Origin of the sequence: Pseudomonas sp. BN607 (genome assembly GCF_029871175.1) — a bacterium.
In the GTDB taxonomy this organism is placed as follows: domain Bacteria; phylum Pseudomonadota; class Gammaproteobacteria; order Pseudomonadales; family Pseudomonadaceae; genus Aquipseudomonas.
On the sequence record NZ_SSOE01000028.1, the window covers coordinates 105,802 to 121,169 of the forward strand.

General features: G+C 62.1%; 7 protein-coding genes. 3 read left to right on the plus strand and 4 right to left on the minus strand.

From position 1 onward, the window contains the following. Positions 1-6 precede the first annotated feature (6 nt). The gene (locus E8E68_RS06825; protein ID WP_266029078.1) at positions 7-1,749 is read right to left on the minus strand and encodes a potassium/proton antiporter; all 1,743 of its coding nucleotides are present in this window, start codon (positions 1,747-1,749) and stop codon (positions 7-9) included. Between the two features lie 171 nt (positions 1,750-1,920). Between E8E68_RS06825 and E8E68_RS06830 the strand changes: the two genes are divergently transcribed. Continuing rightward, on the plus strand, positions 1,921-4,071 hold the full coding sequence (locus E8E68_RS06830; RefSeq protein WP_280340335.1) for a DUF6543 domain-containing protein: 2,151 nt from the start codon (positions 1,921-1,923) through the stop codon (positions 4,069-4,071). Positions 4,072-4,113: 42 nt separating this feature from the next. Here the strand turns inward: E8E68_RS06830 and betA are convergent, their stop codons facing one another. From betA to betI, 3 genes are all read right to left on the minus strand, one after another. Then, positions 4,114-5,811: a choline dehydrogenase gene (gene betA / locus E8E68_RS06835; protein WP_280340337.1), complete on the minus strand. Its 1,698-nt coding sequence runs from the start codon at positions 5,809-5,811 to the stop codon at positions 4,114-4,116. Between the two features lie 77 nt (positions 5,812-5,888). Then, positions 5,889-7,361: a betaine-aldehyde dehydrogenase gene (gene betB, locus E8E68_RS06840; RefSeq protein WP_280340338.1), complete on the minus strand. Its 1,473-nt coding sequence runs from the start codon at positions 7,359-7,361 to the stop codon at positions 5,889-5,891. Between the two features lie 39 nt (positions 7,362-7,400). Beyond that, positions 7,401-8,057, minus strand: coding sequence for a transcriptional regulator BetI (gene betI / locus E8E68_RS06845; RefSeq protein ID WP_266029080.1), 657 nt, complete (start codon positions 8,055-8,057; stop codon positions 7,401-7,403). Positions 8,058-8,590: 533 nt separating this feature from the next. Between betI and E8E68_RS06850 the strand changes: the two genes are divergently transcribed. Both E8E68_RS06850 and E8E68_RS06855 read left to right on the plus strand, forming a co-directional pair. Continuing rightward, positions 8,591-10,537: a BCCT family transporter gene (locus tag E8E68_RS06850; protein ID WP_266029120.1), complete on the plus strand. Its 1,947-nt coding sequence runs from the start codon at positions 8,591-8,593 to the stop codon at positions 10,535-10,537. A 117-nt stretch (positions 10,538-10,654) separates the two neighbouring features. Next, the gene (locus tag E8E68_RS06855; RefSeq protein WP_280340340.1) at positions 10,655-15,340 is read left to right on the plus strand and encodes a DUF6543 domain-containing protein; all 4,686 of its coding nucleotides are present in this window, start codon (positions 10,655-10,657) and stop codon (positions 15,338-15,340) included. Positions 15,341-15,368: the final 28 nt, after the last annotated feature.

The window sequence follows — 15,368 nt, forward strand, 5'->3', positions numbered from 1 at the left end:
CGAAGTTTAGAGGAACAATCCTGGTCCGGGTCGCGTTCCTTCGGGGAATCTGACGCCTACTTTCTGGATCTTGTTCCCGTCCATGGTCGCCACGGTCCAGATCGTGCCATGCCAGTCGACCTGGTCACCTACTACTGGAGCGCCTCCGACCTTCTGTCGGATGAACTGTGCCAGCGGCATTTTCGCGTCCAGACCATCCAGTTTCAGGCCATACAACGCTGCCACAGCACCCAGTTCGGCATCGCCTTCGAGCACGAAGTCGCCGAAGAAACGCAGGTCCAGGCCACGCTGTGGCGCCTGGCTGAACAACTTGCCGAGGGCCGGCAGGTTGTGCTCGTGGCCGATCACGCAGAGCATGTCGCCCACTTCCAGCACGGTGCTGCCAGACGGGTGAAGCAGTTGCTCGCCACGGAACAGGGCGGCAATCCGCGTGCCTTCGGGCATTTTCAGCTCGCGCAGGGCGGCGCCGATGCACCACTTTTCGGCGCCCAGGCGGTAGACGAACATTTCCCACTCGCTGGTGATATGCACCTCCAGGGCAGAGCGGGAAATTGGCGCCGGGTCTGGCGGTACGGTCACTTTCAGCAGCTTGGCCATCCACGGCAGGCTGGTGCCTTGCACCAGCAGTGACACCAGCACGATGAAGAACGCCAGGTTGAAGAACAGCTGGGCGTCTGGCAGGCCGGCCATCAGCGGGAACACTGCCAGAATGATCGGTACCGCGCCACGCAGCCCGACCCAGGAAATGAAGCCTTTCTCGCGACCGTGGAAGGCCTTGAACGGCAGCAGGGCGGCAACCACCGACAGCGGCCGCGCCACCAGAATCATCCACAGCGCCAGGCCCAGCGCAGGCAGGGCGATGGGCAGCAAATCGTGCGGTGTGACCAGCAGCCCGAGCACCAGGAACATGCCGATCTGCGCCAGCCAGGCCATGCCGTCGAGCATGTGCAGGATGCCGTGGCGGCTGCGGATAGGCTTGTTGCCGAGCACCAGGCCGCACAGGTACACGGCGAGGAAGCCACTGCCGTGCAGGGCGTTGGTCAGCGAGAACACCACCAGGCCGCCGGCCACCACCAGAATCGGATACAGGCCACCGGCCAGGTTGATGCGGTTGACCAATTGCAGCATCAGCCAGCCGCCACCCAGGCCGATCAGCCCGCCGATGCCGAATTCGCGCAGCAAGTGACCCAGCAGGCTCCAGTGCAGGCCGGTCTGGCCGCTGGCGATCATGTCGATCAGGGTGACTGTGAGGAACACGGCCATCGGGTCGTTGCTGCCCGACTCGATCTCCAGGGTGGCGGTAACCCGCTCGTTCAGGCCTTTGCCGCCCAGCAGCGAGAACACCGCAGCGGCATCGGTGGAGCCAACGATGGCACCGATCAGCAGGCCCTGGATCAGGCTCAGGTTGAACAGCCAGGCGGCAACCAGGCCGGTGAGGGCAGTGGTGATCATCACCCCGACCGTGGCCAGCGACAGCGCCGGCCACAACGCCACGCGGAAGCTTGCCACTCGCGTGCGCAGGCCACCGTCGAGCAGGATCACGGCCAATGCCAGGTTGCCCACCAGGTAGGCGGTCGGGTAGTTGTTGAAGATGATGCCGCCACCATCGACACCGGCGACCATGCCGACGGCGAGGATGATGACCAGAATAGGGATGCCCAGCCGCGACGATAGCGAACTGACCAGGATACTTGCGCCCACCAGCAATGCGCCGATCAAGAACAGGCTGTTGATGGTGCTTGCATCCAAAGGCAGGTACTCCGGGACAGCGCGGGGGAAAAAGGACTCGATAGCATGTTGCTAGCAGGTCGCGTGCCAATCGATTCTAACCTGAGGCCGATGCGGGCTGTAAAGCGATACCGCATCGCTGCCGCGGCTTGCCGTTGTAGTGATGCGCCCACTTTCAGGCAGCCCGGTACGATGAACGATCATGAAACGCTTTCCCTCGCCCAGGTGGCCCAGCGCCTGCTGGGGCAGTTTCCCGACTTGCATGGATTGGCACGCCAGGCAGCGGGCCATGTGCTTCGCCGCCAACTGGGGTACTGGCTGGATCCGGACGGGCTTTATTGGCACGAGTTCCAGTCGGCGACCAGCAGTTCGTTGAGCTTCACCGGCTGGCGCCACAGCGGGCCACCACGGCGGTCTCTGACCTTTACCGAACTGGTCATCCAGCGATACAGCCCACAGCAGCAGGCCAGTGCTGACGAGTTGAGTACCTACGGTGGCTTCTACCGGGTAGATGCCAGCCACGCAGTGTATGACGAGCGCAATGAAGTGCGGCTCGACCCACAGCATGTACTGAAGGCGTTCTGGCGCTTGGATTTTGCGGGGCGCTATACCGAGATGCTGAGCACGTTTCGGGCACGGCATGGCGAAGACTACTGTGTGCTGGCCCGCGCCCGCTTCATCGCTGCTGTGGGCCAAGCTGGGTTGAGCGAACCTGAGCGCCACGAGCTAATGGCGGTGACGCTCGCTGCACCCGCACTGCCGACTACCGTACACGCTTTGCGACTGGCCCGGGAAGCGAGTACTCAATCGGGGTGGAACGCTCTTGTCATCGGCGGTATCAGCGCCAAGCTGATGTTCTTGCGCAAGCTGAAGACTGGCAGGTTGTGCCTCTATCTTGCCGATGTTCAGGCTGTGGTGCAGGTGTTCGACGCTCGCCATGCGTTTCAGGAGTGGATGGCTGACCAGGCCGCCACGACGGTGGGGCGAGAGCGGCTGGTCAGGCTGTTCGTCGGGGACGGGGTACTGGCGCAGGCGCTACGCCCGCGACTACGCAATTACTTCAAGTTGCTCGCACAATCGCGAGGTGACACCGCCATCTTGGGGCAGCCCATTGAAGGGGACCTGTTCGTTCGTCTACGCGATGCGGTGATGGATGATCTGACCAGCGACGCTCACGAACGGCTGACCACCAACGCCCAGCTGCGAAAGGCCGATTGGCTGGCGGGCGTGCAGGCTGCGAGCTTCGTGATAGCACCGATGGCGCCGTTTGGCTGGCCGGTGATATTGGCATCGCTCGGTCTGGGCACCGCCAGCCTGGTGCTGCATCTGGACCGGGCAATCAATGGCAAGCAGGGCTGGCGCACAGCCGCATGGTGGTCAGTACTGACGGATATCCTGTTCATCCTGCTTGATATAGCCATGCTGCGAGCCAGCGAGCTGTTTACCGATGGCCACGTCCCACCGCGGGTGGCGGGTCAGGCGCAAGCCTCTGCCGCCAAGGTCGACTGGGGGCTTTACATGGCCCCGGCGGCAGATGAATTGCTGGCTGTGTCGGATCAGGCGCTGGCCCGCCAGGAAGCTCTGTTGGGTGCGGTACCGTGGGCTGATCTCGATGCCTTGGGGCCCAATGGCGAGTACCTGGATGCCTTCAGTGAACCCTACCCCGTCTATCGCGATGAGCACGGCTTTGGCTCGCCCGCCATTGCCGAGTACACCAGCTCGCCGGAGCGTTACAACAACCTGTGGCGGGGTATGCCGCTAGAGGGCACGCGCGCCGCGCATATCCAGCGCAGCCATGCGCTTGCCCACGCACTTGGGCAAATCGGTGTGACTAATCAAGTGAGGCTGTACCGGGCTGCCTCCGGCTTGCGGGGGACGGGTTTTCAGGCATTGGGTGAGGGTGCCATCGAAGTGGGGGACGTGCTGGTGACCACCGACTTCACGTCATTCACGGAAAACCCCTATGCCCTCTGGGAGGTTTTCAACGACCCTCAGGCTCAGGTCAGTGGCCGGAGTGCCTTTGATGAGAACGCGCTGGTTTATGTGCTGGAGCCGGGCGAGGACATGCAGGCGACGCCCATCGGGCCCTTTTCAAGGCGACCTGATGAGGCTGAGTCTTTGATGATGCCCGGGCGCTACCTGCAAGTGCAGAAGGTGACGGCGGTTCAAGGGCATGATTATCGCTTTACCGAGGTGTGCCTGAAGGCACTGGCGCAGGCGCCCGGCGGGACGGCCGTGCGTGACATGCGTACAGGCAAGCTTTTCGATCGCCAGGCGCTGGCGATGCGGCTGGGCAAGGAGGATGATTCGTTGATGCGCACATTCTTTGCGCTGCCTTCCTGAGCACACGTGAAAGGGGCCGCTGAGCGGCCCCTGATCAAGGCCTCAGCCCTGCTTCACTTCACGCAGCGGCTTGCCTTTCACTGGCGCATCGCCCGCCACGTAGTACTTGGCAGTGCTGCGCGGCAGTGGCTTGCGACCACGAATCTTGTCCGAAATCTTTTCGGCGATCATGATCGTGGTGGCATTGAGGTTACCGGTGATGATCAGCGGCATGATCGAGGCATCGACCACACGCAGGCCCTTCATGCCGTGCACGCGGCCTTCGCCGTCGACCACTGCCATGTCGTCGGTGCCCATCTTGCACGAGCAGGACGGGTGGAAGGCAGTTTCGGCGTGCTCGCGGATGAACTTGTCCAGCTGTTCGTCGGTTTGCACGTCGGCGCCCGGGCTGATTTCGCGGCCACGGTACGGGTCCAGCGCTGGCTGGGCCATGATTTCGCGAGTCAGGCGGATGCCGTCACGGAATTCCTGCCAGTCCTGCTCGGTGGACATGTAGTTGAACAGGATGCTCGGGTGCTGGCGCGGGTCTTTCGACTTGGCCTGGATACGCCCACGGGCAGGCGAGCGCATGGAACCCATGTGCGCCTGGAAGCCATGCTCCTTCACGCCGTTGGAGCCGTTGTAGTTAATGGCCACCGGCAGGAAGTGGTACTGAATGTTCGGCCACTTGAATTCAGGGCGGGTACGGATGAAGCCGCCAGCCTCGAACTGGTTGCTGGCGCCGATGCCGGTGCCGTTGAACAACCACTCCGCACCGATGGCCGGCTGGTTCCACCACAGCAGGGATGGGTACAGCGATACCGGCTGGGTGCAGGCGTACTGCAGGTACAGTTCCAGGTGGTCCTGCAGGTTTTCACCCACGCCCGGCAGGTCGTGCACAACCGGGATGTCGAGGCTTTCCAGCAGGGCGCGCGGGCCCACGCCGGAGCGCTGCAGCAGCTGTGGCGAAGCGATGGCGCCGGAGCTGACGATCACTTCCTTGCGTGCACGGGCTTCGACGCGCTCTTCGCTGTCGCCGACCAGGTAGGTCACGCCGACGGCGCGCTTGCCGTCGAACAGCACGCGGTCGCTCAGGGCATGGGTGACGATGGTCAGGTTCGGGCGCTTCTTGGCCTGGTCCAGGTAGCCGCGGGCGGTGCTGGAGCGGCGACCGTTCTTGGTCACCGAGCGGTCCATCGGGCCGAAACCTTCCTGCTGGTAGCCGTTGAGGTCTTCGGTACGCGGGTAACCGGCTTGAACGCCGGCCTCGACCATGGCGTGGAACAGCGGGTTGTTGCCAGCCTTCGGCGTGGCAACGCTGACCGGGCCTTCGCCGCCATGGTAGTCGTTAGGGCCGATGTCACGGGTTTCGGCTTTACGGAAGTACGGCAGGCAGTCGAGGTAGGTCCAGTCTTCCAGGCCTGGCAGTTCTGCCCAGCCGTCGAAGTCCATGGCGTTGCCGCGGATGTAGCACATGCCGTTGATCAGCGACGAGCCACCCAGGCCCTTGCCGCGGCCACATTCCATGCGACGGCCGTCCATGTGCGGCTCTGGGTCGGTCTCGTAGGCCCAGTTGTAGCGGCGGCCCTGCAGCGGGAAGGCCAGAGCGGCTGGCATCTGGGTACGGAAGTCGAAGCGGTAGTCGGGGCCACCGGCCTCCAGCAGCAGTACGGTGACGCCGGCGTCTTCGGTCAGGCGGGTAGCCAGGGTGTTACCGGCCGAACCGGCACCGACGATGATGTAATCGAATTCTTGGGACATGAAAGTACCCTCGTGTTGGCGGTGATCAGGGAGCGGAAACGCCCGTGCAAGGCAGCACGGGCGTGGCTAGACCGGTTTTAGAAAACCGAGTTGTAGCCGCCCAGCTCGACCTGGACCGACTTGATGCGAGTGTATTGAGCCAGCGAGCTGACGCCGTTTTCGCGGCCGACGCCCGACTGCTTGTAGCCACCTACCGGCATTTCGGCCGGCGACTCACCCCAGGCGTTGATCCAGCAGATGCCGGCTTCGAGCTTGTGGATGATCCGGTGGGCCCGGGTGATATCGTTGGTGCAGACACCGGCAGCCAGGCCGTAGTCGGTGTCGTTGGCACGGCGGATCACTTCTTCCTCGGTTTCGTAGGTGAGGATGCTCATCACCGGGCCGAAGATCTCTTCCTTGACGATGGTCATGTCGTCGGTGCAGTCGGTGAACACGGTCGGCGCAACGAAGGCACCTTTGGCGAAGTCACCGGTAGTCAGGCGCTCGCCACCGCACAGCGCGCGGGCACCTTCTTCCTTGCCCTTGGCGATGTAGCCCAGCACGCTTTCCATGTGCTGGAAGCTGACCAGCGGACCGAAGTTGGTGTTCTCGTCTTCCGGGTTGCCAACGCGGATGCGGGCAACGCGCTCGGCGATCTTGGCTTCGAAGGCAGCCTTCATGTCAGCCGGGATGAACACGCGGGTGCCGTTGGTGCAGACCTGGCCCGAGCTGTAGAAGTTGGCCATCATGGCGATGTCGGCGGCCTTGTCCAGGTCGGCGTCGGCGCAGATGATCAGTGGCGACTTGCCGCCCAGTTCCATGGTGACTTCCTTGAGCGACGAGCTCGAGGCGCTGGCCATGACCTTCTTGCCGGTGGTGGTGCCGCCGGTGAACGAAACCTTTTCGATGCGTGGGTGCTCGGTCAGCCAGGTGCCGACTTCGCGGCCGCTGCCGGTCAGGACGTTGAACACGCCATTCGGCAGGCCGGCTTCGGTGTAGATCTCGGCCAGTTTCAGGGTGGTCAGCGAGGTGACCTCCGATGGCTTGAAGATCATCGCGTTGCCAGCGGCCAGGGCCGGGGCGGACTTCCACAGGGCGATCTGGATCGGGTAGTTCCAGGCACCGATACCCACGGTCACGCCCAGCGGCTCGCGGCGGGTGTAGACGAAGGACGATTCGCGCAGTGGGATCTGTTCACCCTCGATGGCCGGTACCAGGCCAGCGTAGTACTCCAGTACGTCGGCGCCGGTGACGATGTCGACGTAACGGGTTTCCGAGTACGACTTGCCAGTGTCCAGGGTTTCCAGCATGGCCAGCTCGTCGTTGCGCTCGCGCAGGATGTCGACGGCGCGGCGCAGGATGCGCGAACGCTGCATGGCAGTCATCGCCGCCCAGACTTTCTGGCCACGCTCGGCGCTTTCGACGGCTTTCTCGACGTCAGCCTCGGTAGCACGTTGCACGTGGGCGAGGACTTCGCCGGTAGCCGGGTTGATGGCTTCGAAAGTGGCATCGCTGCCAGCGTCGACGTAAGCGCCATCAATGTAGAGTTTTTGCGTTCCGAAACGGGCCATAGTGTCCTCGCAAGTGCAGTGTGTGGTTTGGCTTGCGCGTCACGCTCCTGCCGGGTTGGCAAGTGCCGTGCGCGCTTGTTCAGCGGCCTGGTCGTTGGTGCCCAGGGTGTGCTGCTTAGCCAGTTGTAGATCCATGTATTCGTAAGCAATCCGTATTGCCTGGTCGGTGTCGAATGCATCACCCGACAGGGCGCCACGCAGCCACAGACCGTCGATCAGGGCTGCCAGGCCGCGGGCTGCCTTGCGCGCATGGTAGAGCGGCAGGGCGCGGCGGAACTGGCAGCACAGGTTGGAGTACAAGCGGTGGTCGTTGATCCGCTGCAACCTGTGCAAATCGGGCTGGTGCATGCTGGAAGCCCAGAAGGCCAACCAGGTTTTCATTGCCGGGCCGTTCACCTGGCTGGCATCGAAGTTGCCCTCGATGATCACTTTCAGGTGGGCGCGCGGGCTGTCGTCCGTCAGGGCCTGGCGACGTGCTCGAACACCTTCGTTGAGCATGTTCATGATGTAACCCATCGTCGCCGCGATCAGGCCGTTCTTGTCCCGAAAGTAATGACTGATGATGCCGTTCGACACACCGGCCAAACGGGCAATCAGCGCAATGCTGGCGTCCCCCAGACCGACCTGATCGACCGCCTGCAACGTGGCTTCGATCAACTGCTGGCGGCGGATGGGTTGCATACCGACCTTGGGCATCTTGCTATCTCCTCAGGCCTGCGAGCAGACGACAAGCGGCTGACTCGGCGAAGACCAGTCTATTTTGTTTTGATTGAACGTTCAATCAATAAAGAATAAGCTCTGCGACAATTTGTGCCATTGACACTCTTTCAAGCGTTGATCGATGCACGGATTGACACCCCAGGAAATCGCGTAACCCCCGTAATACAAGGCGTTGACGGGCATGAGCGATGCGAAATGCAGATTCTGCCGTGCGGCTTCTGGCCCTGCGACAGGCCCTTGGAGCGGGCGGGGTGATCTGTGACGAATGCGCGCACCTCAGCTGAGGTATGGCATTTTCAACAGGCCACCTGTCTGTTTTTTTGCAACGTATCGATTCGGGATCACGGTTTCCAGGGTGCTTTTATAACACCTGACGCAGTGGGGATATTCCACCAATTGCTCGGGAAAGACTGATTAGCCTCCACAGCCGCACTGCCCGGAGCATTCGTGCAATGAGTTCTGCCTCACTAACCAAGCCCCCCGCCGAGAGGGTACGGGTCAACCGCGTGGTGTTCTTCACCTCGGCGCTGATGATCCTTGTTCTGACTGCCTTGCTTATCGCTGTACCCGAAACCGCCGGCCAAGTGCTGGGCGTGGCCCAGAAGTGGCTGACGCGCACCTTTGGCTGGTACTACATGCTGGTGATCTGCGGTTATCTGCTGTTCGTCGTCTACCTGGCCTTCTCCGACTACGGCAGCCTGAAGCTGGGTGGCAAGGACGACCAGCCAGACTTCAGCTACGGCGCATGGGCGGGCATGCTGTTCTCCTCGGGTATCGGTATCTCGCTGCTGTACTTCGGCGCATCCGAGCCGCTGGACCACTACTTCAACCCCCCGGAGGGCACCCCTGCCAGCCTCGAGGCCGCGCGCCAGGGCCTGCAGCTGACCTTCCTGCACTGGGGCCTGCACGGCTGGGCGATCTATGCCCTGGTGGGCCTCGCGGTGGGTTACTTTGCCTACCGCCACAACCAGCCACTGGCACTGCGCTCGGCGCTGTACCCATTGGTCGGTGAGCGTTGGGTAAAAGGGGCAGCAGGCAATGCCGTGGACATCTTCGGCATGTTCGTCACCCTGCTGGGCCTGGTGACCAACCTGGGCATTGGCGCGATGCAGGTGTCGTCTGGCCTGGAATACCTGTTCGGCATGGACCACAGCAAGACCAATCTGCTGATGGTGATCCTGGTCATGGCCGGCGTGGCCACCGTGGCAGCGGTATCGGGCGTGGAAAACGGCATCCGCCGCCTGTCCAACCTGAACATCATGTTGTTCAGCGGCCTGTTGATCTTCGTCCTGCTGGGCGGCGAAACCCTGCACCTGCTCAACGGCTTCGTGCAGAACGTCGGCGACTACCTGAACGGCATCGTGCTGAAAACCTTCGACCTCTATGTGTATGAAGGCGAAGCCGGCAAGTCCGAGCGCTGGCTGGGCCTGTGGACCGTGTTCTACTGGGCTTGGTGGATTTCCTGGGGCCCGTTCGTCGGCATGTTCATTGCCCGTATCTCCAAGGGCCGCACCGTGCGCCAGCTGGTGATGGGTGTGCTGCTGATCCCGCTGGGCTTCACCTTGGCCTGGCTGTCGATCTTCGGCAACACCGCGCTGGACCTGGTGATCAACCAGGGCGCCGTGGAACTGGGCAAGACTGCGCTGGAACAGCCATCGATGTCGATCTACCAACTGCTGGAATACTTCCCGGCGGCCAAGATCGTGATCGGCGTGGCGGTGTTCGTCGGTTTCGTGCTGTTCCTCACCCCGGCCGACTCCGGCGCGGTGATGATGGCCAACCTTTCGTGCAAAGGCGGCAAGGTCGACGAAGACGCCCCGCACTGGATGGTGGTGTTCTGGTCCGTGGTCATTACCCTGGTCACCATCGGCCTGCTGTTTGCCGGTAACTTCGAAGCCATGCAGACCATGGTCGTGCTGGCAGGCCTGCCGTTCTCGGTAGTGCTCGTGCTGTTCATGTTCGGCCTGTACAAGGCCATGAAGCAGGACGTGGCGGTAGAGCAGGAGCGCGCCGAGCTGGCCGCCCGTGGCCGGCGTGGCTTCAGCGAGCGCCTGACCCAGCTGGAACTGCAGCCAACCCAGGCCGTGGTGCAGCGCTTCATGGACAAGCAGGTCAGCCCGGCGTTGAAAGACGCTGCCGCGCAGTTGCAGAACCTGGGCTTCGAGGTGGAAACCCGTGTTGGCCAGTCGCGTAACATGATGGGCCTGCGGGTGATGATGGACGAGGGTAACCCGTTCGTTTACGAAGTGAGCCTGGACGGTTACATGGCCGCGCCGAGCGAAGCACCCGTGCAAGGCGAGCCGGAAGTGCGCCAGCGTTTCTATCGCGCCGAGGTTTACCTGCACGATGGCAGCCAGGAGTACGACCTGATGGGCTTCGCGCCAGAGCAGATCGTGCGTGATGTGCTGGACCAGTTCGAAAGCCACCGCCAGGTGCTTGGCCGGGTCTATAGCTGACTGGCCGGCAGGTCGCTGTACCGCAAGGTGCAGCGGCCTGCCAGCAGCAATATGTAGCACCGGTCTTGGTAGCCTCTCAAGGACGCTGTGTGGTTCATTCCATCACGAGTCCTGGTCATGTCCGCCACTCACGCGCACAACCTCAATCACGCAGTCGCCGCCCAGTTCGCCAGCCGTCCCACGTTTCGCCAGGTCGCGGGCGAACGGATCATGAACGTGATCCTGGAGCACTATCCTCTGGTCGGCGTGCATCGCCCTGAAATGACCTCCGCTGCACCGCTGTACCTTCTGTCCCTGCAGCCGGATGGTGTCTGGCACCCTCAGCCGCTCGTGGATGTTGTGCTGCAAGCCATGCTTGAGGCTAAACCGCTGGACTTCGCCCCAGCAGGTGACTACCGCCTTAGCCTGAACCCGCCCAGGCGCTTTTTCGCCATCGAGTCGAGCTTTGAAACTGCCGAGGGCGATTTGATCGAGCCCTCGCGTTTGACCGATGCCCTGAATGCGTTGGTGCCTATGCTGCGTTGGCACTTCCAGCAAGCACAGATCGACTATTGGAACGGCGATGCCACGATCGACCGGGACCTCTGGTTGCAGCAGGTGTTGCGTGCCACTCTGCTCGATGGCCTGAAAGACGAGGCGCTGGACGACGAACAAAGCAAGCTTCTGCGTGACCTGATGATGGGCAATCGCACCGGGCTGGATGTGCTGCTGGTGCGGGTGGCGTTACGTGAGGGCGGCGCCACATTCCATGAGTTGTTGCCCGGCTTGCTGATTACCGCCTCCAGCGAGGTTCGTGAGCTGACGCTCTGGTGTTCTCCCGACGGCCTGGTGCGCAGTTTCGATTCCCAGGCAGCATTCGGGGCTGCGTTGCACATGCGGATGGCTGATCGATACCGGTTTGATGAGTTGAGCTGGCAAGGCCTGGCGGTCGAGGGCGACGCTTTTGCCGCGTACAGCGCCCTGTTGCTGGAAATCTTGCTCGAGCGCTTGGCCCGCCTGCGCTGGAGCGCGATCGACAGCGTCGACCAGCTGGAGCGGTACTGCCATTTGGCCTGCGACCCTGCGTCTTTTTTTGCCGAGTTCAGTGACTATGGCACTGGTGGGCTGGGCCTGGCGCTGCCCAAGGGCCTGTCGCGAGCCGATACGGATAGCCAGACCGCCTACCTGCAAGCCATGCTCGACTTGTCGCTACTGCAACAGCACAGCGCGGCCCTGGGTGGTTCGGCCGGCCTGCCGGACTTGCACACCTACGCAGCGACGCGCCTGCGCGAGGAAATGCTGCATGACCACCCGGTAGATGCCAATTACTTCCCTGATGACCTTATCCTCACCGTCGAAACCTTTGTCAGTGACGGTCACGGGCTAGGCTTCGGCCAGAAGACCGGCGACAAGACGTTGACCTTGACGCAGTTGGCGATCGGCCGCCTGGATGCCACCGCTGGAGGGGTGGTGACTCACATCGCGCACCGTGAAAACCAACTGATCATGAAATGGATGACCATTGACTACATCCGTGAGTTGGTGCGGCGAGTCGATATCGGCGGCAGTTATCCACGGCATGTGCAGTCGATTCTTGATCGCTCGGCGAGTCGCGCCGAACACATCTCGGCATTCGCCATACGCTGGCGTATCACCCTGATGTTCGATGCTGCGCGGGCGCGGGCAGTCAAACGGCTCGACAAGTTCGCCTACGGCGCCCTGGCAGAATTCTGCCGTAGCGGCCAGGAAGGTGCAGCGGCTGTGCGGATTGCACCGCTTGCGTTCAAACGCGCGCCGACATCAGAGAGGGTCGACGTGGCGCATGGTTTCTACGTGATCGAACTCATCGAGTTGGGTGCTCATCTGTTGTACTGCCCGCTGTACACCGACAAGGCACTCATTCAGTTCGACAGCGCTCAGGCACTGTTGGATGCGATCAGCAGCCCGGGGGCGTTGCAGGACAGCGTGCTGCTCTGGATCGAACAAGCGCAGCGTGCGGTTTACGACAATGGCGGCTTCCGGGAACCGCACTTGCCCCAGTGGCAGCTCGACCCTTACACGCTCCCGGAGAAACCGCAGCCTGTTCGGTTGGCACTGCAATTCTGGGCGCAGGACGTGGATCGGCAGATGTTCGAAGCGAAGGGCCGGATGCTGCTGGAACTGGCGGATCGCAGCGCCATGAGCAACAGCGAGGTGCGCTGGCGGCTGGTCACGGCATTTTCCTGGGAGCTGCTGAATGTCGTGCTCCCTGTGTTGCCGGGCCCCCTCACCTCGGTTGCCTGGCTCTATATCGGCATGCGCAGCTTGATCAGCGATGTGCACGGCCTGGCCAGCACGGACCTTGACGAGCGTATCCAGGCGATGGTCGATGTGCTGAACAATACCTTGCTGGCTTTGGTCCACCTGCAGACCCCGAAGCTGGCTGCGCCGGCGGTTTCTGGCGACCTGCCGCCATTGCTGTTTGAGGGGCCGCCGGCAGGCAATGGCATCGAGCTGGCGACCCTGTCCACAGCAATGCGGGAGCCCACTGCCTCGGTCGACACGCTGCAGGCCATGGCCAATACCCACCTCGATTTTTCCTGGCGTGGGGCGGGGGGGCTTAACGGCTTGTCGAAGGCCCAGCGCGAGCACCTGCGGACCTTGGCGGCCAGTGTTTCGCTGGAAGGGCGCGAACCGCAGACGCAGGGCATGGCTGCTGGGCTGGTACGCGTCGAGGGCGATTTCTATGTGTCGCTGGACGGTCACGTTTATCGAGTCAGCCTTGAGAATGCCGGCCCTCGGATCATGGGCCCGGACGGCACGCTTGGGCCCTACCTGATGCGCGATGGCGACATCTGGTTCCTCAACAATTCACACCTGCATGGTGGCAGTGGTCGCTCGGGCCAGCTGGCCCGGGAGCGGCTGCGCAAGAAGCTTAGCGAGCCGGTCGCCAAGGCTCAGACGGAGATCGAGCGGCAAATCTTGGAAGCGGAGGCAATGACCAAGGATTTCAACGCGTTGAGCGAGCAGATTGTGGGTTTGCGTGATCCGGTGAAAAAAGTCGAGGAACGGCTGAAAAAAGACCCGCCAGCCGACCCGGGCGAACGTGCGCAATTCGAGCAGGCTACCGAGTTGTTCAACCGCAAGTACCAGCAATTGCTCCAGCAGACCAATGAACTTCGCACCCAGCGCCTGGCGTTGAACGACAGGCTGTTCGCGGGATATCTCGAGGCCGAACGCAACATTGTCTTCGTGCTCGACAAGTCAAGTTTTTCGCCGCAGGACGGCAGCGTGAGAGACCAGCGTATGCTCTTGGCCCAAGTCCGCAAGAGCCTTATCAGCTATGGCATGTTCTTCATGGATGAGCTGCTGGCCTTGGGTGGCTTCAGGGAATATGACCGCCTCACCAACGCGCTCAACGTTGCGCCGCCAGAGCAAAAGTCCGAGTTGTATGCCAGATACCGGACGATGCTGGAGAAGATGCTCGAAGAGCAGCCCAGGATCATCAAGGCCTCCAGCCAGCTGGATCGCCTGTTGGCGGTAACCGATATCGACATGCAGGTGCCTTACACCGATGCCACCCTGAGTGTCTCGGGCATTATCGGAACTCGCAAGACGACCACGATCAACATCCGGTTTTTCCAGGCCATGGGCCTGGTCGAGCTGGCCCTGCAGTGGCACAAAGGCACGCCTACCCAGCACTACATGATTTTCCGCCAGGCGCTCGCCAGCCAGCGCCTGCGGGTGGCCGCACAAACGCATCATCTGCTGATGTTCTGTGACCTGCCTGTCGCCGAACGAATCGAGGTGCTGCAAAGTGCGTGGAACGAATACCTCGCGGCAATTCTCAACGCCGAACGGATCAAGACACTCGGTAGCAAGCTCATCGATGTCCAGCGCCTCGAAGCCTACAAGCAACAGATGGTGGAGCTGAAATCCATCGCTGGTGAGGCATTGGTGGAGGCCATGCGCGAGCAGGCAGACGGTCAGGCCCGGGGCACGCGTCGTGCGGTTTATCCACAAAGGAGCCTGCAGGTGGCCCATACCCGGGCGGGCCAGGTAGTGATTGGCAGCGAAGCGGTGGTCGATGGGCAGCCGGTGCTGCAAGTCGCAGGGGCTTTCAACAAGAACGTAGTGTATCGCTTCCAGAAGCAGGGAAACGCCTGGGTGGAACAGGTAGCGGCCGGCGAACCGGAACCGCAGTCCCGCACTTCGACGCCGGACTCTGAACGGAACAACCGGGAACTGGCCGGGGCCATACTGGCCCAGAACGAAAACGTCATCGCGCAAGCCCGAGACCTCGTTGCCAAGGATGCAGACGACATGGGCCTGATGTCGATGCTGGACAGCCAGATCAACGAAGTAGCCGAGCTGCGTGAACAGCTCAGCGATGCCGACGCAGAGCAAGCGCTGCTGGCGGGTATGGACGATGCGTTGATTCTGTTGCGGCAGGCCCGCCGCGACTGTTTGGTAGAGCTTTACAGCAAGACGCGCTACCCAGGTTACAGAGGGTTGAACTTTCTCCATCAGCAGGGCTTGCTCGCCGTGGAATATGTCGGGCCTCGGCAGGTGGTCTCCGATGGGTATCTGGACGAATACCGGATCAGCCTGTTGCGTGCTCCCGGCGAGGCCCTCGGCAAACCCTTGTGGGCCGCGCATTTCCACTTTGCCGACTCCCAGGCTGCGCCGACGGCGTTTGGCAAAGGCCATCTGAAACTGTGGAGCCAGCGCAAGATGGGCTATCGCGAGCAAATGAAAGCGGCGAGCGAGGGGCAGGTCCTGAGTATTTACCGGGGTAATCTGACCTACGCACAGTCCAAGGATGTAATCCCGTTCAACCTCTGAACAGTCGCATTGTCCGCCTCGCGGCAGG

Excerpts from the sequence above, each read along its gene's own strand:
- betA (WP_280340337.1), bottom strand. The coding sequence starts at position 5,811 with ATGTCCCAAGAATTCGATTACATCATCGTCGGTGCCGGTTCGGCCGGT.
- E8E68_RS06830 (WP_280340335.1), top strand. The coding sequence starts at position 1,921 with ATGAACGATCATGAAACGCTTTCCCTCGCCCAGGTGGCCCAGCGCCTG.
- betB (WP_280340338.1), bottom strand. The coding sequence starts at position 7,361 with ATGGCCCGTTTCGGAACGCAAAAACTCTACATTGATGGCGCTTACGTC.
- betI (WP_266029080.1), bottom strand. The coding sequence starts at position 8,057 with ATGCCCAAGGTCGGTATGCAACCCATCCGCCGCCAGCAGTTGATCGAA.
- E8E68_RS06855 (WP_280340340.1), top strand. The coding sequence starts at position 10,655 with ATGTCCGCCACTCACGCGCACAACCTCAATCACGCAGTCGCCGCCCAG.